This window comes from Loktanella agnita, from assembly GCF_046640325.1.
Taxonomy (GTDB): Bacteria; Pseudomonadota; Alphaproteobacteria; order Rhodobacterales; family Rhodobacteraceae; genus Yoonia; species Yoonia agnita.
The window spans coordinates 361,597-379,770 of sequence record NZ_JBJMBF010000001.1 but is presented as its reverse complement, the minus strand read 5'-3'; the positions used below and the strand labels follow the sequence as shown (position 1 = coordinate 379,770).

The 18,174-nt window shown below is 59.7% G+C and carries 18 protein-coding genes and 1 pseudogene; 9 read left to right on the top strand and 10 right to left on the bottom strand.

Annotation, left to right across the window (positions count from 1 at the left end; all coding sequences use genetic code 11):
- Positions 1-375: 375 nt before the first annotated feature.
- Positions 376-1,238: pseudogene (locus tag ACJ5NV_RS02025) on the top strand (IS3 family transposase); the annotation flags it as partial.
- A gap of 236 nt (positions 1,239-1,474) precedes the next feature.
- On the opposite strand, the gene ACJ5NV_RS02020 reads toward ACJ5NV_RS02025, so the two are convergent.
- Together ACJ5NV_RS02020 and ACJ5NV_RS02015 are read right to left on the bottom strand one after the other, a co-directional pair.
- Positions 1,475-4,006 carry a vWA domain-containing protein gene (locus tag ACJ5NV_RS02020; protein ID WP_411641935.1) on the bottom strand — a complete coding sequence of 844 codons (2,532 nt, stop codon included), beginning with the start codon at positions 4,004-4,006 and terminating at the stop codon, positions 1,475-1,477.
- Complete coding sequence (locus ACJ5NV_RS02015) at positions 4,003-4,539, bottom strand: RNA polymerase sigma factor (RefSeq protein WP_411641934.1); 537 nt, start codon at positions 4,537-4,539, stop codon at positions 4,003-4,005. Before ACJ5NV_RS02015 ends, ACJ5NV_RS02020 begins: the two co-directional genes overlap by 4 nt.
- Positions 4,540-4,805: 266 nt before the next feature.
- On the opposite strand from ACJ5NV_RS02015, the gene ACJ5NV_RS02010 reads away from it, so the two are divergent.
- Positions 4,806-5,732 carry an NADP-dependent oxidoreductase gene (locus tag ACJ5NV_RS02010; RefSeq protein ID WP_411641933.1) on the top strand — a complete coding sequence of 309 codons (927 nt, stop codon included), beginning with the start codon at positions 4,806-4,808 and terminating at the stop codon, positions 5,730-5,732.
- Between the two features lie 163 nt (positions 5,733-5,895).
- Here ACJ5NV_RS02010 and ACJ5NV_RS02005 read toward each other — a convergent pair whose 3' ends face one another.
- Entirely contained in the window at positions 5,896-6,360 is a 465-nt protein-coding gene (locus tag ACJ5NV_RS02005) for a GNAT family N-acetyltransferase (RefSeq protein WP_411641932.1), read from the bottom strand.
- Between the two features lies 1 nt (position 6,361).
- Positions 6,362-7,840 carry an NAD-dependent succinate-semialdehyde dehydrogenase gene (locus ACJ5NV_RS02000; protein ID WP_411641931.1) on the bottom strand — a complete coding sequence of 493 codons (1,479 nt, stop codon included), beginning with the start codon at positions 7,838-7,840 and terminating at the stop codon, positions 6,362-6,364.
- Positions 7,841-7,905: 65 nt separating this feature from the next.
- Here ACJ5NV_RS02000 and ACJ5NV_RS01995 point away from each other — a divergent pair, with 65 nt between their 5' ends.
- Positions 7,906-8,679: an alpha/beta hydrolase gene (locus tag ACJ5NV_RS01995; protein WP_411641930.1), complete on the top strand. Its 774-nt coding sequence runs from the start codon at positions 7,906-7,908 to the stop codon at positions 8,677-8,679.
- A 175-nt stretch (positions 8,680-8,854) separates the two neighbouring features.
- A complete protein-coding gene (locus tag ACJ5NV_RS01990) occupies positions 8,855-9,172 on the top strand; it encodes a hypothetical protein (RefSeq protein ID WP_411641929.1) in 318 nt (105 codons plus the stop codon).
- A 34-nt stretch (positions 9,173-9,206) separates the two neighbouring features.
- Here ACJ5NV_RS01990 and ACJ5NV_RS01985 read toward each other — a convergent pair whose 3' ends face one another.
- Positions 9,207-9,836, bottom strand: a complete 630-nt coding sequence (locus ACJ5NV_RS01985; RefSeq protein WP_411641928.1) for a ribonuclease T2 family protein — start codon at positions 9,834-9,836, stop codon at positions 9,207-9,209.
- Between the two features lie 129 nt (positions 9,837-9,965).
- Between ACJ5NV_RS01985 and ACJ5NV_RS01980 the strand changes: the two genes are divergently transcribed.
- Positions 9,966-10,733, top strand: coding sequence for a DUF1013 domain-containing protein (locus ACJ5NV_RS01980; protein ID WP_411641926.1), 768 nt, complete (start codon positions 9,966-9,968; stop codon positions 10,731-10,733).
- A gap of 182 nt (positions 10,734-10,915) precedes the next feature.
- Here ACJ5NV_RS01980 and recR read toward each other — a convergent pair whose 3' ends face one another.
- The 4 genes from recR to ACJ5NV_RS01960 all read right to left on the bottom strand — a co-directional run bounded on the left by recR (position 10,916) and on the right by ACJ5NV_RS01960 (position 14,114).
- Complete coding sequence (gene recR, locus ACJ5NV_RS01975) at positions 10,916-11,509, bottom strand: recombination mediator RecR (protein ID WP_411641925.1); 594 nt, start codon at positions 11,507-11,509, stop codon at positions 10,916-10,918.
- A 21-nt stretch (positions 11,510-11,530) separates the two neighbouring features.
- Positions 11,531-11,875 (bottom strand): YbaB/EbfC family nucleoid-associated protein, encoded by a 345-nt coding sequence (locus ACJ5NV_RS01970; RefSeq protein WP_411641947.1) that lies wholly within the window; start codon positions 11,873-11,875, stop codon positions 11,531-11,533.
- A gap of 66 nt (positions 11,876-11,941) precedes the next feature.
- On the bottom strand, positions 11,942-13,687 hold the full coding sequence (locus ACJ5NV_RS01965) for a DNA polymerase III subunit gamma/tau (RefSeq protein ID WP_411641923.1): 1,746 nt from the start codon (positions 13,685-13,687) through the stop codon (positions 11,942-11,944).
- Between the two features lie 64 nt (positions 13,688-13,751).
- Positions 13,752-14,114: a YidH family protein gene (locus ACJ5NV_RS01960; RefSeq protein ID WP_411641921.1), complete on the bottom strand. Its 363-nt coding sequence runs from the start codon at positions 14,112-14,114 to the stop codon at positions 13,752-13,754.
- A 322-nt stretch (positions 14,115-14,436) separates the two neighbouring features.
- On the opposite strand from ACJ5NV_RS01960, the gene ACJ5NV_RS01955 reads away from it, so the two are divergent.
- The gene (locus ACJ5NV_RS01955) at positions 14,437-15,957 is read left to right on the top strand and encodes an ankyrin repeat domain-containing protein (RefSeq protein ID WP_411641919.1); all 1,521 of its coding nucleotides are present in this window, start codon (positions 14,437-14,439) and stop codon (positions 15,955-15,957) included.
- Positions 15,944-16,435 (top strand): phosphatase domain-containing putative toxin, encoded by a 492-nt coding sequence (locus ACJ5NV_RS01950; protein WP_411641917.1) that lies wholly within the window; start codon positions 15,944-15,946, stop codon positions 16,433-16,435. The genes ACJ5NV_RS01955 and ACJ5NV_RS01950 overlap by 14 nt, the downstream gene beginning before the upstream one ends.
- Before the next feature lie 18 nt (positions 16,436-16,453).
- Here the strand turns inward: ACJ5NV_RS01950 and ACJ5NV_RS01945 are convergent, their stop codons facing one another.
- Entirely contained in the window at positions 16,454-17,170 is a 717-nt protein-coding gene (locus ACJ5NV_RS01945; protein ID WP_411641915.1) for a hypothetical protein, read from the bottom strand.
- Positions 17,171-17,250: 80 nt separating this feature from the next.
- Between ACJ5NV_RS01945 and ACJ5NV_RS01940 the strand changes: the two genes are divergently transcribed.
- Together ACJ5NV_RS01940 and ACJ5NV_RS01935 are read left to right on the top strand one after the other, a co-directional pair.
- Positions 17,251-17,964 (top strand): DUF6502 family protein, encoded by a 714-nt coding sequence (locus tag ACJ5NV_RS01940; RefSeq protein ID WP_411641914.1) that lies wholly within the window; start codon positions 17,251-17,253, stop codon positions 17,962-17,964.
- Positions 17,961-18,143 (top strand): hypothetical protein, encoded by a 183-nt coding sequence (locus ACJ5NV_RS01935; protein ID WP_411641912.1) that lies wholly within the window; start codon positions 17,961-17,963, stop codon positions 18,141-18,143. Before ACJ5NV_RS01940 ends, ACJ5NV_RS01935 begins: the two co-directional genes overlap by 4 nt.
- The last annotated feature ends 31 nt before the right edge of the window (positions 18,144-18,174 follow it).

The following is an 18,174-nucleotide window of genomic DNA, read 5'->3' as shown; positions in this document are numbered from 1 at the left end:
TGGCAGAAGGTTGGGTAGCAGAGCAAAACGACGAAAAACTCTGGCCCTCAGTGGCAGAAGGTTGGGTAGCAGAGCAAAACGACGAAAAACTCTGGCCCTCAGTGGCAGAAGGTTGGGTAGCAGAGCAAAACGACGAAAAACTCTGGCCCTCAGTGGCAGAAGGTTGGGTAGCAGAGCACAGGCGGCAGAGACGCAGGACGGCGTGGTTGAGATTTCGGGGCCTAGCGGTGTTGGTAAATCCGGTCTGCTAAAAACTGTTGTCGAGAGTCGCGGAGCGGTTTCTCGAATATTGGTGCTAGCCCCAGACCGCACCCTGCACGGCGGCTGTCCGCCATTGGTCCGAGGACAATGGACGCATGACCGCAACCCTATGTTGTGAACTGGGCCATGACAGAGAAACGATATAATCAGAAGCGGGCCTGTGCTTTAGCCGGGATCGATCCACGTGTTTATCGGCGTGCGCCGAAACGTCATGAAGACAGCGAGTTGCGTGGGCGGCTGAAAGAACTATCGTCAGAGCGACGGCGGTTTGGTTATCGTCGGTTGCACATCCTGCTCAAACGGGAGGGCCGGCAGGTCAATTGGAAGAAGCTGTATCGGATCTACCGCGAAGAAGGGTTAACAGTCCGTAAACGTGGCGGTCGCAAGCGTACAGTGGGTACCCGAACACCGATCACTGCCCGACAGGCGATTGCAACGCAATCTGCCGAAAGGGGCAAGCCCGCAGGGACCAAACCAACGGTGGTCATTGGACTTCGTATCTGACAGCCTGTCGTGTGGCCGCAGGTTCCGCATTCTCAACGTGATTGATGACTTCAGCCGCGAATGTCTTGCTGCTGTAGTTGATACATCGCTCTCAGGCGCTCGTGTGGGCCGCGAGCTGGACCGGATCGCTGAGGTGCATGGATCCACATATGGTGGTCAGCGACAATGGGACTGAACTGACTTCGAATGCGATCCTGAAGTGGCAAGAAGGCCGAAAAGTCGATTGGCACTACATCGCGCCGGGCAAACCGATGCAGAATGGCTTCGTCGAAAGCTTCAATGGCCGGATGAGAGATGAATGCCTGAATGAACATCTGTTCGACAATATGCGTCACACCCGCGATCTGATCGCCGCCTGGCGCGCCGACTTCAACAACCACAGACCCCACACAAGCCTCGCTGGCCTGACACCAACGGAATATGCTAATCGGTCAAAGAAAAACCAAAACCTGAACAGAGCTAACCTTAATTAGCGGACTCAAAGGGGAGCAGGTCAGGTCATACTCGACCTGTCTGCTAATGAGATCACGGCGCGTGTGTAACCCCAACAAGGCCACGACCCGCGTGTCGATCAACAGGCCAGATACATATGAGCGACTTCCGAAAACATGCCAGAAGTCATTTGCGAACAGCAGCCGGTACATACATTTGGGCCGTTTTTGTCGCCGGAGGTCCCGGGGTTTGCCCGGGACTGCGTTGTGCTTTGTCGTTACCGTGACAGGTTTTGCGCCAGTCGCATCAGTTGTACGGCTTCGCTTCGGTAGCCGAATGGGTCTTCGCCTCGGTTGTCGTTGGCCAGCGCGATGGCGCTGTCATAGCCCCAGTCGCCCAGATCGCTGTCGTTCCGTAAAAGCTGCCCGAAGCCTGCGATGGCGGCGGCGAAATTTGCCTCTGTGCCCGGTACGTCGTCCCGGCTGATGGATGTTTCGATCAGCTGGCTGCTGCTTTCGCCCGGTGCTTTGTAGCGCAGCTTGACATAGCCGATTTCAGGGCTGCTCTCGGCGACCGTGCTGGGCTGGTAGCGCAGCGGGTCGGTCAGTTGCGCGGGGCTGCCCACCGGCGTGATTTCGTAAAGTGCAGTGACCGCATGCCCGGCCCCCAGCTCACCCGCGTCGACCTTGTCATTGTTGAAATCTTCCCGGTTCAGGGCCTGCGTTTCATAGCCGATCAGCCGGTATTCGGCCACTTGCGCCGGGTTGAATTCGACCTGTACTTTCACATCCCCCGCGATGGGGAAGAGCGCGCCGGAGAGCTGGTCGACCAGCACTTTCTGCGCCTCGGAAAGCGTGTCGATATAGGCCGCCGTGCCGTTTCCGTTTTGCGCCAGTGCCTGCATGGTCGCATCGTCCAGATTACCCCGTCCGAAGCCGAGCACGCTGAGGTAGGTGCCGCTGTCCCGCTGGTCCCCGATGAAATCCTTGAGCGCGTCGGGGTTGCTGATCCCGATGTTGAAATCACCATCGGTGGCGAGGATGATCCGGCTGACCTCGCCCTCCTCGGCCATGTCCGCGGCCACGGCATAGGCCTGTTGCAGCCCGCCCTGCCCATTGGTGCCGCCACCGGCACGCAGGTTATTGAGCGCGTTCAGCATTGTGTCGCGTTCGCCCGCCGGTGTGGGTGCCAGCGCGAGCCCGGCGCTGCCCGCATAGGTGACGATGGCGACCTGATCCTGCGGGCGCAGTTCCCCCAGCATCAGCCGGAAACTCTGGATCAGCAGCGGCAGTTTCTCAGGCTGGTTCATCGAGCCGGACGTGTCGATCAGGAAGGTCAGGTTGAGCGGCGGGCGATCCTCTACCGCAGGCATCTGACCTTGCAGGGCGATATTGACCAGCTGCGTGTCGGGGTTCCAGGGCGTCTGGAACGTGCTGATGGTGGGCCGGAACGGTGCCTCGCCCGCGTTTGGGGCGGGGTAGTCATAGGGGAAATAATTGATCATTTCCTCGATCCGGATGGCATGGCGCGGCGGCAGTTGGCCGCGCGTCAATGAGGACCGGACAACCCCGTAAGAGGTCGTATCCACGTCGATGGAGAAGGTGGAGACGGGTTCCTCTGCCGTGATTTTCAGATCTCTGGGCACGGAGATGGGGTAGGCTTCGGTATTGGGTGTCGGGGCGGGGTTCGCTTCCGGCGCCACTGCGCGCAGCGGCTGTTCAACGGCGGAAACAGTCGGCTCTCCGCGGAGTACCTCTTCCCTATCACCCGCGATCTCTGCGCGCCGGACGCTCGGGGCCTGCTGCGAGAAACCGTCAGCTTCTATGTCGCCAGCGCTTAACCAATTGGATTCAGCGTTAAAACGTCTGTCTCCAGAGAATAAGTCGCCATTGGACAAGTCCAAAGGTGCCCCAAGTCCGTCTAGCGAGAGGCTTTGGGCGTCTTCCATGTCGTCCTGCGACGAAACCCAACCCGCTTCAGAATTTGAATTTGCGGTCCGCCCAATGGAGAGGCTTTCGCTCATTTCGACGTTGTTGTCAGCGTCCAAGCGAAAGCTCTGATCGTTGCTCTGCTGGTCGGGCGCGATTTGGGCGGCCTCGGAGTCGCCAGACTGTGCAGAGGCGTCGGGTGTGCTTGGTGCGACGTGCATCACCGTCCCCTCGCGTGCGGCAGGGGCAGTCGGTGTGGGGGAGGCAGGCGGCAGGGGCGGAACCGGTTGGGCGTTGCGTAGCGCGTCGGTGGGGGCCGAACTCTCTTCGCTAAGGCTCGGCGCGAGATTATCGGACAATTGCTCCTTTTCCACCGGCGCTACCGGCTCGGGGGCGACCATGCTCCGGGTTTCGGGCCGGGTGACGATTTCCGGTGCGGCGGCGGGCTCACCTGTCTTGATTTGCGGAGCGGGCGGCGTTGCATCCTGTGCGGGCACATGGGGGTTGCGCAGCAGGGTCGAGAAATCGTCTTCTGCCTCGCGCGTCGGCACCGGGCTGCCGCTGATCTTTTGCAGATCATCGTGCGATGGCGGGCGCAGCAAATCCTGCATCTGCGGTGTCATTGCCAGAAAGCCCACGGCGATCACGGCTGTGGTCGTTGTCAGGGCCGCCTTGGGGGTCAGTTTCTTCAGCATTGTCCATACTCCTGTCCAGAGGCCGTTTGGCCCGTTTGCAGGAGTGGGACGCGTCGGTTCGCGCGATCCTTGGAGATCGTTGAAATTTTTCTGTGCCAGAGCCAGATTTTCTACCCGCCGTGCCGCATCGGGCCGGGGTGTTGCGCTGGTCATCATCGCTTTGAGGTCGTCGAGATCGTCTGTCATTCTGCGGCCTCCTTTTCCTTGAGCGCCCGCAAGGCTTTCTTTGCTTCGGATATGCGCCAGCTGATCGTGCCTTCGGAGACGCCCAACACCTCTGCCGTTTGCGCGTGGGTCATATCGTCAAGCACAAGCGCGAGCGTGTCGCGCAGATCGGGGTTCAACTGGTTCATGGCGGCGGTCAGCCAATCAATTTGTTCGTTTGTGTCACGGGCGGCGGCGGTGCGGTTGCTTTCCCAATCCCCCCAGCCTTCGGTGGCACGGGTATATGTGGCGCGTTTGCGTCGCCTGTCATGGGCGGCATTCACGGCGACGCGGTAGAGCCATGTCGTTACCTTGGCCCGGCGTTGATAACTGCCCAGCTTGGCGGGCAGGGCAGCGCAGATATCCTGGGTCAGATCCTCTGCTTCTGCCCGCGCCCCGGTCAGCCGAAAGCAAAAGGCAAAGAGCCGGTCATAGTGCCGGTCGAGCAGGCTGGCAAAGGCCGCCCCGTCGCCACCGGCTGCCGCCTCTGCCAGGTCTTCGTCGCTTGTCATCATGCGCATCACGTTTGGTGAGACGGGGGCCGTTCGTCAATCCTTGGCCACTGGGATGATTTTTTTAGCATGTGATGTGGTGTTTTGATGCGCGGCCCGCAGCCATCCGGATATTGGCCAAAAACATGGGCACGATCCGGGCGCATCACAAGGTTGCGATTATGGTACCGTGTGAGGGTGTCAGCGCGGGTATTCGACCCTACCTGCTGTCCAGACCGCCGGTGGTGCGATGCCACTGGCTTTGGATAATGTGTTTAAAGGAGACCCCCATGAAAGCCGCTGTGATCAAGGATTACGAAGCACCTGTCGAGATATCGGAGGTGGACGCCCCGGCGCTTGCTGATGATTCAGTGTTGGTTGACGTGCATGCCGCCAGCCTGAACCCAATCGACAATATTCTGCGCGCTGGGCATCTGAAAGAGATGATCCCGCTGCAATTTCCCCATGTGATGGCTTATGATGTCAGCGGTGTGGTGCGTGCCGTGGGCAAGGATGTGACGGGCTTTAAGGTCGGTGATCGGGTTTTTGCCCGCCCGAACCAAGAGGATGCCGGTGCGCTGGCCGAGGTGGCCCGTGTAAAGGCTGCTGAATTGGCGCTGAATCCTGCAAACCTAACCCATGCAGAAACCGCATCGATCCCGCTGGCGGGGCTGACCGCATGGCAGGCGCTGGTAGATAAGGCTGGGGTGCAGCCCGGTCAAAAGGTACTGATCCATGCCGGGTCCGGTGGTGTTGGCACCTTGGCCATTCAGATCGCCAAACATTTGGGGGCCTATGTGGCCACGACTGTCAGCCCGCGCAATGCTGAGCTGGTGCGGTCTTTGGGAGCGGATGAGGTTATTGATTATCATAGTCAGGATTTTGCACAGCTCCTATCAGACTACGATATGGTCTTTGACATGTTGGGCGGTGAGACGCTGGAGAAATCCTTCAAGATTTTGAAGAAGGGTGGCCATCTGGTGTCGATCAAAGGGCAGGATGAAAAGGATCAGGCCAAGGACTATGGTGTGAAATTCGACTGGTTCTTTATGGAGCCGAATGGGACCCAGCTGACCACCTTGGCCGGGTTGCTGGAGGATGGAACGTTGAAGCCGGTGATCGACAGTGAATTTGCGATGGCGGATGTGGCAGCGGCTTATGACAAGCTTGCGGATGGTCATGCCGTCGGCAAGATTGTGGTGAATGTGGCCGCATAGCGGACCCTTGTGATGCATGTGGCAGGCTGCTGATGTTATGCAGGAGCCTGCCACGGCCCCGCCGTTCGGTTAAAGCGTTATGCGAAAAACCTGTATCACTTAACGCTGCCTGAAATTAAAGATTTCAACGCGTTAAGTGATACGTGATGTTTCAGGTATTTCGTCAAACGCTATAGAGCTGATAGCGTTTGCAGATTTTGCCCGCAGGTGTGCGGTAAGTGCGGAACCCCATCGCTTCGTAATAGGCCAGCCCTTCGGGGTTATCGGCCCCGATGCTGGCGTCGATATCCGTCAGCCCGGCATCCTGCGCCGCCTTCAGCGAGATCGGAAACAGCGCTCGGCCCACCCCGCGCCGTGCCGCGTCGGGGTTCACGTGGGTGCCGATAATCCCCCAGCCGGGGGTGACTCCGAATTCGTTCCCTTCGGGCGCCCGGGCAATGGATTGGAAGCCAAGAACCACGCCATCCTCCTCGGCCAGTGTGCATCTGATCTTGTCCGGCCCGTTGATGTAATAGTCCAGCACGAAGGTTTCGCCGCTGGGGCGGGTGCGTTTTCCCAGTTCGGTGGGCCGCATGAGGAACGCGCTCATTTGCGGGACGTCGGCGGGGGTCGCACTTCGGATTTGCATATCAGATGCTCATGCAGATGTATTTCAGTTCCAGATAATCCTCGACCCCGTGGGAAGAGCCTTCGCGGCCAAGGCCGGATTGCTTGACCCCGCCAAAGGGCGCGACCTCGGTTGAGATGATCCCGGTGTTCACGCCGACGATCCCGTATTCCAGCGCCTCTGCGACTTTGGTTACCCGGCTGATATCCTTGGCGTAGATATAGCTGGCCAGACCAAAGATCGTGTCATTGGCCTTGGCGATCACGTCGTCTTCGTCTGCGAATTTGAAAAGCGGCGCGAAGGGACCAAAGGTTTCTTCGGTGCTGACCTTCATGTCTTGGGTGGCGTGGGTCACGACGGTGGGTTCAAAGAACTGCCCGCCCAGCGCGTGGGGTTTTCCCCCGGTCAGGATTTGACCGCCCTTTTGCAGCGCGTCATTCAGATGGTCCTGTACCTTGTCCACGGCGGCGGGTGCGATCAGCGGGCCGAGAGTTGTGCCTTCGTTAAGCCCATCGCCGACGGTCAGTTTTTCGACCGCGACTTTCAGTTTTTCCGCAAAGGCGTCATAGACCCCGGCCTGCACGTAAATCCGGTTGGCGCAGACGCAGGTTTGCCCGTTGTTGCGGAATTTACAGGTGATAGCCCCGTCGACCGCAGCGTCCAGATCGGCATCGTCAAAGACGATGAAAGGTGCGTTGCCGCCCAGTTCCATGCTGCATTTCATGACCTGATCGGCGGCCTGTTTCAGCAGGATGCGCCCGACCTGAGTGGAGCCGGTGAAGGTCAGTTTGCGCACGGTGGGATTTTCGCAGAATTCCTTGCCCACATCTGATGCGGCTGTCGAAGTGATGACAGAAAAGAGCCCTGCTGGCACGCCTGCCTCTTCCGCCAGTTTCGCCATGGCGAGCGCGGAAAGCGGTGTTAGTTCGGACGGGCGCACGACAAAGGCGCAGCCGACGGCCAGCGCCGGGGCGACTTTGCGGGCGATCATAGCGTTGGGGAAATTCCACGGTGTGATCCCGGCGGCCACACCGATGGGCTGCTTGATGACGGAAAGGCGCTTGTCCGCTTGGTGGCCGGGAATCGTTTCGCCATAGATGCGCTTGGCCTCTTCCCCGAACCATTCCACGTAAGAGGCACCATAGGCAATTTCGCCGCGCGACTCGGCCAGTGGTTTACCTTGTTCGGCGGTCATGATGATGGCGAGGTCTTCCTGATGTGCCATCATCAGATCGTACCATTTGCGCAGGATTTGCGCCCGTTCCTTGCCTGTTTTGGCGGCCCAGGGCTTTTGCGCTTTTTGCGCAGCGTTGATAGCGCGCGCGACCTCGGCCCGGCTCAGATCGGGGAGTGTGGCGATCACGTCGCCATGGGCGGGATTGGTCACGTCGAAGGTCTTGCCGCTGTCGGCCTGTTCCCATGCGCCGCCCAGAAAGGCCGCGTCGCACAGGAGGTCGGGGCGCTGGAGCATGGATTTGAGATTTGTGGTTTCGTCGCGCATTGTCGCCTCCCGTTTTTTTCTGGTGCTATCTGAGCTATCAGCTAGTCTTTCGTAAAGGGGGGACAATGAACTTAGACGACGACTATGCCAATGGCGCCTATATTTCGGGCGCGGCCGATTATCCCGACACTTGGGCGCGGCTGGCTGCGGAATTTCGTGGCACGTCGCTTTGCGAATGTGATTTGCCTTATGGTGAAGGCCCGCGCGAACGGTTTGATCTGTTTCATCCGCCGCGTCTGGCACGGGGCGTTGTTGTCTTTGTGCATGGCGGATACTGGCTGCGTTTTGACAAATCCTATTGGTCGCATTTGGCCGCAGGTCCCTTGGCACGGGGCTGGGCGGTGGCGATCCCGTCTTATGATCTGTGCCCGGATGTGCGGATCAGTCGAATCGGTGATCAGATCGCGGCGGCGATTGGTGTGGTGGCGCAGCGCGTGCCGGGTCCGATCCGGCTGACCGGACATTCCGCCGGTGGGCAACTGGTGGCCCGCATGACCGCCCCGCGCTTTGGCGCGCAGTGGCAGGCGCGGCTGGCGCGTGTTGTGCCGATTTCGCCTGTGGCCGATCTTGCCCCGTTGGTGCAGACGTCGATGAATGTCGATTTGAAGATTGATGATGCAGAGGCACAGACGGAAAGTCCGGTCCACCTGCCTGCGCCGAAACTGCCGGTGACAGTCTGGGTTGGCGCAGATGAGCGGCCTGCTTTTTTGGCGCAGGCCCGCGCCCTGTCAGCGGCATGGGCGTGTGATTTGAAAGTCGTTCCGGATCAGCACCATTTCAACGTGATCGCAGGGCTGGCCGATGCCGATAGCCCGCTGACGCGCGCGGTGTTGGCGTGAACGGAATGACAGGCGTTTTTGCGGTCGTGTATTTAGCGCTGATAGCGACCGGTTGCGATTTGTCGTGTGACTGACCTTTCTGGCACATGGACCTGTACGGTTTCTCAATCTATGCTGTGCTAAATGCTGCTAGGCATGACTGTGATTGAGAAAGTTAAAGATGGATATCCGAGATATGAATTTTGCACCAATGATGGCGCGGATTGGTTTGGTCGTTGTCGCGTTCGGCGTGACGGCTTGCGAATCCTCGCTGTCCAAGGAACGCACTACTGATGGCGGGCTTGATGGCGGGCCTTTGCGTGACGGGGCCGCCAATATCTGGGTGGATCCGGATGGCTGTCAGCATTGGTATATTGATGATGGGCTGGAAGGCTATATGTCGCCGCGCCTGAACCGCGACGGGACGCCGCGCTGTCAGGATATGCGCGGTGAGATCATCATGAAAGATGGGACGCGTATTCCGGCAGAACAAGAGCCGGTCGCCGCTGGCTGACTGTATCTATCTATAGCGTTAGATGACTGGTGCTTTAGCGCATCGGATCGAACTGGGCGTCTGTCAGCGCGCAGTCCCTGATCACATCAACCCCGCAGGTGCGGAATTCAAGGTCGCGGGTCAGGCAGATCCGCGCTTCTTGGATATAGTTTTGCTGGCAGGTGATTGTAACCTGATCGGGCTGTAACCCTTGGTTATCAGCGACAAATGCCTCTTCGATCACGGCGGCGGGCAGGGTGATTTTACGGGTCAGATCCCGGAAAACCTGTGGTCGCGTCACGCGCGCGAAAGCCTCGCGCGAGAGTGCGTAATAATCATCTGGTGTCAGCCCGGTGCAGACCCCGTGTTTGCGCCATTGATGCCAAGCCAGCCCGGATGTGCCCATGATATCAGCCATTGCGCTTGTCTGTGACCGGCTGGGCGGGCGGGCTGTGTTGATGCAATATTCCGGGTAGCCCCTTTCATACTGCGGCCAGAGCCCGTGTAAAATCCAGCCGAATTCTTTATCCTCGGTGCATTGTGGGGACTGCCGTGCGTCGCCTTCGCGGGCGCACCAATTGGCGGACCATGACAGCGACAGCACATAGTAGTCGAAATCACCTGCTACATCTTCGGCCCGGGCGGGCAGGGCGGCGCATAACAAAAGCACGAGATACCGATACATTTTGATCTTCCAAATTACTGTTTGCGCTACTATATAGGCTTTAAGTTCCCCGACAATGCGAACCCGGCCCAAAGCGGTCAGCCCCTGCCAGGGCACGGGAAAGACTTGTGAGAATTCAGGAGAGACCAGATGTCCGATAAACCGATTATGGCCAAGGCGACCGCCGTCTGGCTGTGCGACAACACTACGCTGACCTTCAAGCAGATCGCTGATTTTTGCGGTTTTCACGAGCTTGAGGTGCAGGGGATTGCCGATGGCGATGTGGCCGCAGGGGTCAAGGGTTTTGACCCGGTTGCCAATAAACAGCTGACGCAGGACGAGATTGACAAGGCTGAGAAGAACCCGCAGCACAAGCTGAAACTGCTGTATAACCCCGCTTCGGCTGGTGAAGAAAAGCGCCGTGGTCCCCGCTATACGCCGCTGTCCAAACGTCAGGATCGTCCAGCCTCTATCCTGTGGCTGGTGAAGTTCCACCCGGAACTGTCTGACGCGCAGGTGTCCAAGCTTGTCGGTACGACAAAGCCGACCATTCAGGCGATCCGCGAGCGGACCCACTGGAATATCAATAACATCGACCCGATTGATCCGGTCGCCCTTGGCCTGTGTAAACAGTCTGAACTGGACGCAGCGGTGCAAAAGGCAAATGCCAAACGCGCCAAGGAGGGCACGGTGATGTCCGACGACGAGCGCCGCAAGCTGGTCAGCACCGAGCAGAGCCTTGGCATGGCCCCAGAGCCGAAAATGCCGACTGCCATCGAAGGGCTGGAAACCTTCAGCCTGTCTGATCCGCGTGGCGAGGAAGAGGATGAAGACGAGGATAATCGCGACATGAGCGATGCGGATAGCTTCTTTAACCTGCCTGATGCTGGCAGTGATGATGACAGTGACGAGACCTGATCCGGTCTCAGATCATCCGTGATATCAACCCCGGCCCTTGCGCCGGGGTTTTTGTTTGTGCCGTGGTTGGTTTGTCGATTTAGAGCATTTCGATTTATACCTGAATCACCAATCGCTGCCTTTCGCCTGCGGCTCAAACGCAATTGGTGATCTGTGATGTCTCAGGTTAAAACCGAAACGCTTTAGAGCGCCTTGCGCGCGTTCAGGGCGGCGGTAATTGTGCCGTCATCCAGATAATCAAGCTCGCCGCCGACAGGCACGCCTTGCGCCAGTGACGTGACGGTCACGCCGGGGAGCTGGTCCGCGATGTAATGCGCCGTGGTTTGCCCGTCGATGGTGGCCCCCAGCGCGAGGATCACTTCGGTCACCTGTTCATTGGTGATCCGGTCGATCAGCTTGGGGATGCGCAATTCGTCGGGGCCGACAGCGTCAAGCGCTGAAAGCGTCCCGCCCAGTACATGATACCGCCCCTTGAACACGCCGCTGCGTTCCATCGCCCAGAGATCGGCCACGTCTTCGACCACGGCAATCTGTCCGGTTGCCCGTTTTTCGGAGACGCAGATATCGCAGATGTCACTGGTGCAAATATTGCCGCAGTTGAGGCATTCGCGCACGGTTGACCCGACTCTGTGCAGCGCTTCGGCCAACGGGATCAGCACGAGGCTGCGCTTTTTGATCAGATGCAGCACGGCCCTGCGGGCAGAGCGCGGCCCCAGCCCGGGCAGTTTTGCCATTAGTGCAATCAGGTTGTCGAGATCATCGGTGCCGTTGGTCACGTCGTGCTTTCACTGGGACGTTCAGAAGGGCAGGTTCATGCCCGGCGGCAGGCCCAGACCTTCGGTCAGCTTGGCCATCTCGGACTGTGCGCGTTCGGTGGCTTTTGCCTGCGCGTCTTTGATCGCGGCAAGGATCAGGTCTTCGACCACTTCCTTGTCATCACCGTTAAAGATCGACGGGTCGATATCCAGCCCTTTGAGTTCGCCCTTGGCTGTTGCCGTCGCCTTGACCAGCCCGGCACCGCTTTCGCCGGTGACCATGATGGTTTCCAGCTCTTCCTGCATTTGGGCCATTTTGCCCTGCACTTCTTGTGCTTGTTTCATCATCTTGGCCATATCGCCAAGACCGCCTAACCCTTTGAGCATGTCTGCTTCTCCCATGTGAAGTTGGCCCAGAGATAGGGCTTTGACCGATATGCCGCAAGTCGGCTGTCAGTCTTCGTCGAAAGGATCCCATTCCTCGTCGACCTCGGGCAGGGCGTCTTCGAGCGCGTCTTGCGCCTTGTCGGCCTCTGTCCGGATGTCGGTGATGCGTGCTTTTGGGAAGGCGGCGATCACCGCTTGTACCAGCGGGTGCTGTTCGGCTTCGGATCGGATCGCGTTTTCCTTGGCATCGCGCACCTCGGCGATGGTGGGTTCGCCGCCGGCGGCCACGCTGATCGCCCAGCGATTGCCGGTCCAGCCCTGTAACCGTGCCCCAAGCCGCCCGACAAGATCGGGTGCGGCGTCATCGGTCGGGTTTACCTCAATCCGGCCGGGTTGGTAGCTGACCAGCCGCAGCCCTGTTTCCACCTCGACCAGCAGTTTCACATCGCGGTGCGCGCGGATCAGTTCGACGACATCTTCGAACCGGGCGTAATGCTGGAGCGCACCGGGCGCGAGCGCTTGCGCTGTTTGTGCCCCGGATGCGACCGGTCCGCCGGGGCTGGAATGGGTGGGCGTTGGCGTGTTGGAGATGGCGCTGACACCGCCGCCGGGCGCGCCGTTGCGCGGGGCGGCGGGTGCGGTGGGCGGTGGTGTGGAGTCTTGTAGCTTGCGCACCAGTTCGTCCGGGCTGGGCAGGTCGGCCACATGGGTCAGCCGGATCACCGCCATTTCGGCGGCCATCATTGCGTTTGGGGCTTGAGCGACCTCTTCCAGTGCTTTCAGCAGCATCTGCCACATGCGTGACAGCACCCGCATGGGCAGTTCAGTCGCCATCGACTGCCCGCGCGTGCGTTCATCGGGGCTGATCGTGGGGTCCTCGGCAGCCTCGGGCGTGATTTTCACGACGCTGACCCAATGGCAGACTTCGGCCAGATCGCGCAGGACAGCCATCGGATCAGCCCCGTCGGCGTATTGTGCGGAAAGCTCGGTCAGTGCAGCGGCGGCCTGCCCCCGCAAAATCATATCGAAGAGGTCAAGCACACGCCCCCGGTCGGCCAAGCCCAGCATGGCCCGGACCTGATCGGCGGTGGTTTCGCCGGCCCCATGGCTGATGGCCTGATCAAGCAGGGATTGCGCATCGCGTGCGGACCCTTCGGCGGCGCGGGTGATCAGCGCCAGCGCCTCATCCGTGATGTCTGCGCCTTCGGCATTAGCGATTTTGCGAAGCAATCCAATCTGCGCCTCAGGTTCGATCCGGCGCAGATCAAAGCGTTGGCACCGTGACAGCACGGTCACCGGAACCTTGCGGATTTCGGTGGTGGCAAAGATGAATTTGACGTGGGCGGGCGGTTCTTCCAGCGTCTTCAGCAGGGCGTTGAACGCCCCGGTGGACAGCATGTGCACCTCGTCGATGATATAGACTTTGTAGCGGGCAGAGGCGGCTCGGTAATGCACAGAATCAATAATTTCGCGGATATTGGCGACGCCGGTGTTTGAGGCGGCGTCCATTTCCATCACATCCACATGGCGACCTTCCATGATCGCCTTGCAATGTTCGCAGACGCCGCAGGGTTCGGTTGTTGGGCCGCCATTGCCGTCAGGCCCGATGCAGTTCATCCCCTTGGCGATGATCCGCGCCGTAGTGGTTTTACCGGTCCCCCGGATGCCGGTCATCATGAAGGCCTGCGCGATCCGATCGGCGGCAAAGGCGTTTTTCAGCGTGCGCACCATCGCATGCTGCCCGACCAGATCGGCAAAGGTTTCAGGCCGGTATTTCCGGGCGAGGACTTGGTAACGGGGGTGATCGGTCATGGTGGCCTTGTCGGATTCGTGTTGCGGTTAACCTAAGGCCCGGCCAGAGCAAGGTCCACCGCGATCACAGCCACCAGAGGATCCCGCCCACGGCAATGGTCGCGGTGGTCAGGGTAATGACCATGATAGTGAAATTATTGCTGGTCTGCGCCTCGGCATCGCGCTGGTTCAATCGGCTAAGCGTGGCGCAGGCCCGTTGCCGTGCAGACCAGAAGATACCGATTGCCGCGACCAGAAAGATGGTTGCCACAGCCTTTGCCCCCCATGTGGGGTCAAAATCGCCGAAGACAGCCTTGAGCCCGATGGCAATCGCCACACAAGCCATGCCCGTCCGCATCCAGCCCGCAAAAGTGCGTTCATTGGCAAGGATCGTCCGATCCTCGGCCCAGTCGGTACGTGTTTCGGCGAGTTCGTTATTGTCGGTCATACTATTGTTTTAGCGCAGAGACCTGACGAGGCCAGTGCCAATGCTCTGCGCGTGGGTGACCGGCGGTACAAAGCGGGATTACGGTCTGTGCAGTGCCTATCACATCTTTTCGTGCGGAAGGCGCAGCTAATGGTCGTGCAAGCCTCATGGTTCTGTCTTGCGCGAAAACCGCGCCCCCATTAACGTAGAACTTGTCGTGTTGGGCGGCACCCAGGTTCGCGGAAAGCGTGATGCACCCAATGACGATCCTGACGGACCTATTTCTGGTCTTTCTCATATGCCCCGGAGAGCGGACCGGTGGGCTTTTTCCATGAGGAAGCCGATGATGGATACCCTTGATGCCCTGCGCAGGCAGGCGAAAACCCTTCAAAAAACCTATGAAACCGGCGACCGGGCGGCGATTGCCCGGCTTGATAGTGTCCGCCCCCGCGAGATCGGCCCGCTGAAGCGTGCGGATTTTCTGCATGTGATCGCCCGCGAAAACAACTTTACCAGCTGGCCGCAAATGAAGCTGGCTGTGGAAACCCAAGGCATGGACCGCGCGGCGCGGCAGCAACGGCTGAAGCTGGCACTGGCCCATGGGCAGGTGCAGGTGGTCCAGCAGTTGATCTGGGATACGCCTGATCTGGCTGATGGTCTTTTTGGCTTGCAGGTGGCGCTGTACGACTTGGGTGCGGTGCAGCGCGTTTTGTCGGTTGATCCGGCGGCGGCGACGCGCATGGCGGGCCACCGCACGCCGATGGTGCATCTTGCTTTTTCGCGCATGTTGCAGGTCTGGCCACACAAAGAGGCGGATATGCTTGCGATTGCCGATCTGCTGCTGGCGCATGGGGCGGATGTAAATGATGGCTTCGCGCCGTTTCCAGGCAGCGACCAGCGACTTTCAGCCCTGTATGGCGCCATCGGCCATGCGGGCAACATGCCCCTTGGCCGCTGGTTGCTGGCGCATGGGGCAGACCCAAATGACGGCGAGAGCCTTTATCACGCGACCGAGCTGGGCCATCGCGACGGGCTCAAGCTGCTTTTGGATCATGGGGCGGACCCAAAAGGTACCAATGCGCTGCTGCGGGCGATGGATTTTCATGATGTCGCGGCGGTGCGTATGTTGCTGGAGGCCGGGGCAGACCCGAGTGAGGGCGCGGGCGATGCGTCGGTCCCGCCCGCGCTGTTCCACGCCGCCCGGCGGCAGGCCGGGGCAGAGATGATTGATCTGCTGATTACTGCCGGGGCCGATCCGGCGCACCACTGGTGTGGGACCAGCGCTTATGCGGCGGCCTGTGTCTATGGCAATGATTTGCTGCGCGACCGGCTGGCGGCGCAGGGGCCACCGCCAGCGTTGACGGAGGTCGAGCAGATATTGGCGGATTGCGCGCAGGACCATGTGGTGAAGGGGCGGTTTATTGATATGGCCAAAGTGCCGCCGGTATTTCAGCATATCCTGCGCGAGATACTGGCGCTGCAGGGACGTCGTGCGCATATTGAGGCGTTGGTCGCCACCGGGTTCCATTGGGATGCACCCGATGCCGCAGGGCTGCCGCCGATACAAGCTGCCGGCTGGGAAGGGCTGCCGGACATAATGGGGTATTTCCTGAACCTCGGACCGGACCTGAGCCACGTAAACACCTATGGCGGAACGCTTTTGAGCACGATTATCCATGGATCGGAAAATTGCCCGGCGCGAGCGGAGCGCGATCATATCGCCTGTCTGCGTCTGGCGTTGGAACATGGCGTGGCGTTGCCCAAACGCGCCATTGATCTGGCGGGCGCGCCAGAGGTGTCGGAGTTTCTCGCCGATTGGGCCGCAACCTATCCGGGGCAGGTGGTGACCCATGGGGGTGTCTGACTGGGCAATCCATTCTTTGGCGGTGGGCGGCGGTGTGCTGGCCATCGCCCCGATACCGGGTCGGTCGGGTGATTATGCAGGTGATCTGGCGCAGCTGCTTGAATGGGCGCCCGCGCTTGTAGTCACACTGACCGCGCAGGCAGAGATGGATCGCAAAGATGCGGGCGGGCTGGGAGTGGCGTTACAGGCGCATGACATCGCGTGGCGTCATTGTCCGATCACCGACTTCAGCGTGCCTGATGATGATTTCGACTGGCCTGCTTTGCGCAACCATGCCTTATCCCTACTGGCGCAGGGGCAGCGTGTTTTGGTGCATTGCCATGGCGGATGTGGGCGGTCGGGGATGGTCTGTTTGGGCCTGATGGTCGCGGCGGGCGAGGACCCGGATGCGGCGCTGACACGGCTGCGCGCGCTGCGTCCCTGTGCGGTAGAAACGCACGCACAGATGGCATGGGCACGCGGCAGATGTCGTGCGTAAGGTGGGTCTCGACCCACCCTATCTGGCGCGGGCCGCGAGTTCTGCCAGCATCTTTTCGATATCCGGCACAAGGGCTTCGGCAACCTTCAGCGTGGCGCGGGCCTGCAATACGTTGCTACGCCGACCCACCTGAAAACTGCGGGCAAAGCCTGACAAATCCGCGCTGACTTGGGTCGTGCTATAGGGGTAGCCGTTGCGCACATCAATAAAGGCGGCAGCGCCGATCCCGGCCACGTCGATATTTCGTGTGGGCAACAGCATCCCGCCAAGCAGCGTCACATCGGCCAGCGCGAAAGGCGTGTTGCGGGTGCGGCTACGCGCGCCGACCTCGTAGACGATGACATAATCAAGATGTTGCCGGGCCGCGGCCAGCCGAATTTGATGGATGACTGCGCGCGCGCTGTTTGACGTCCGCCCCCGATTGATCCCTGCATCCACATCGGTCACCATCGCCATGACCAGCGGGCTGACAGCGACGAATTCGCCATATTGGCTGTTACGCTCTGCAATCCCGGTGAAAAGTGCTGTTTCTTCCGGTGGGGGCAAGGTGAGCCCGCCATTGACGATCCGGGCGGGGAAGCGCAGGTTGGGTTCGATGGCAGCGGCTTTGGCAATGTCATCGTCAATAAAGCTGGCGCTGGTCGCGCTGATGTAGTCATTGCCAGAGCTTGTCTGGGTGCTGGGTGCGCAGGCTGAAAGCCCGAGGAAAATGAGAGATATAGAAAGTCTGAACATGTGGCACCTCAATTAATGTGTAAATTGCACATATTTTGAAGCCACTTGTCTTGTCAACACAAAATGTGCAATATCCACATATGCGATTTGTTCTTGACAGTTTGCTGGCACCGATCGTCCGGCTTTGTGTGGCCCGGGGCGTTCTTTTCCCAGAGCTTGTCGAGCGCGTGAAAGCGCAGTTTGTTAGTGCGGCCATTGATCAGATCACAGGCAAGAAAACGGATAGCCGCATTAGCGTGATGACGGGACTGCAGCGGCGCGACATTTCCCGTTTGCGCAGCGCATCAGATATACCCGCCCCGCGCGTGAACCACTTGTCCCGGCTGGTGGGGCAATGGGTCGCGCAGGGCGGCGCGCCTCTTGATCGCTCCGCATTCGATGCGCTCACCCAGAGCATACGGCGTGACGTGCACCCGGCCACGATGCTCGCGCAGCTGATGGATGCTGGCACGGTTGCGGTGACGGATGCTGAGAAGGTTGAACTGCGCGCCCGGTCCTATCAGCCATTGCCGGGAACCGGGGCGCAGATGGATTATCTCGCCCGTAATGGCGGTGATTTTCTGTCGGCATCGGTGGCGAATATGGTTCAGGACACAGCCCCGTTCTTTGAGCGGGCGGTGCATTATAACCACTTGTCCCCTGATGCGGTTGCCGTTCTTGAGGCTGAATATCGCGCGGCCCAGATGCAACTATTGGAACAGATCAACGCGCGGGCGGCTGAGCTGCAGGCGAGCGACACCGGGGCGATGCGTTTTCGTGCCGGTGGCTATTTTTATAAGGAAGATGAAGAATGATGCGACGGATGATACTGGTCTTGCTGCTGTTGGCCGTTGCGGCCTGCAATGCTCCGACCGAAACAGATGGTGGGATGGGCGGCACGGGCGCACCTGTCATGCAAGCCCCGCTCATGTCGTCCGTTGATCAGGTGATTTGTTATGGTTCACAATTTTGTAAAATGACGCGCACCGCCTGATTTACAGATGAATCCTGCGATGGAAATCAGA

Excerpts from the sequence above, each read along its gene's own strand:
- ACJ5NV_RS02010 (WP_411641933.1), top strand. The coding sequence starts at position 4,806 with ATGAAAGCCGCTGTGATCAAGGATTACGAAGCACCTGTCGAGATATCG.
- ACJ5NV_RS01970 (WP_411641947.1), bottom strand. The coding sequence starts at position 11,875 with ATGCTCAAAGGGTTAGGCGGTCTTGGCGATATGGCCAAGATGATGAAA.
- ACJ5NV_RS02015 (WP_411641934.1), bottom strand. The coding sequence starts at position 4,539 with ATGATGACAAGCGACGAAGACCTGGCAGAGGCGGCAGCCGGTGGCGAC.
- ACJ5NV_RS01935 (WP_411641912.1), top strand. The coding sequence starts at position 17,961 with ATGATGCGACGGATGATACTGGTCTTGCTGCTGTTGGCCGTTGCGGCC.
- ACJ5NV_RS01985 (WP_411641928.1), bottom strand. The coding sequence starts at position 9,836 with ATGTATCGGTATCTCGTGCTTTTGTTATGCGCCGCCCTGCCCGCCCGG.
- ACJ5NV_RS02000 (WP_411641931.1), bottom strand. The coding sequence starts at position 7,840 with ATGCGCGACGAAACCACAAATCTCAAATCCATGCTCCAGCGCCCCGAC.
- ACJ5NV_RS01960 (WP_411641921.1), bottom strand. The coding sequence starts at position 14,114 with ATGACCGACAATAACGAACTCGCCGAAACACGTACCGACTGGGCCGAG.
- ACJ5NV_RS01990 (WP_411641929.1), top strand. The coding sequence starts at position 8,855 with ATGAATTTTGCACCAATGATGGCGCGGATTGGTTTGGTCGTTGTCGCG.
- ACJ5NV_RS01955 (WP_411641919.1), top strand. The coding sequence starts at position 14,437 with ATGATGGATACCCTTGATGCCCTGCGCAGGCAGGCGAAAACCCTTCAA.
- ACJ5NV_RS01965 (WP_411641923.1), bottom strand. The coding sequence starts at position 13,687 with ATGACCGATCACCCCCGTTACCAAGTCCTCGCCCGGAAATACCGGCCT.
- ACJ5NV_RS01980 (WP_411641926.1), top strand. The coding sequence starts at position 9,966 with ATGTCCGATAAACCGATTATGGCCAAGGCGACCGCCGTCTGGCTGTGC.
- ACJ5NV_RS01950 (WP_411641917.1), top strand. The coding sequence starts at position 15,944 with ATGGGGGTGTCTGACTGGGCAATCCATTCTTTGGCGGTGGGCGGCGGT.
- ACJ5NV_RS01995 (WP_411641930.1), top strand. The coding sequence starts at position 7,906 with ATGAACTTAGACGACGACTATGCCAATGGCGCCTATATTTCGGGCGCG.
- ACJ5NV_RS02005 (WP_411641932.1), bottom strand. The coding sequence starts at position 6,360 with ATGCAAATCCGAAGTGCGACCCCCGCCGACGTCCCGCAAATGAGCGCG.
- ACJ5NV_RS01940 (WP_411641914.1), top strand. The coding sequence starts at position 17,251 with ATGCGATTTGTTCTTGACAGTTTGCTGGCACCGATCGTCCGGCTTTGT.
- ACJ5NV_RS02020 (WP_411641935.1), bottom strand. The coding sequence starts at position 4,006 with ATGACAGACGATCTCGACGACCTCAAAGCGATGATGACCAGCGCAACA.
- ACJ5NV_RS01945 (WP_411641915.1), bottom strand. The coding sequence starts at position 17,170 with ATGTTCAGACTTTCTATATCTCTCATTTTCCTCGGGCTTTCAGCCTGC.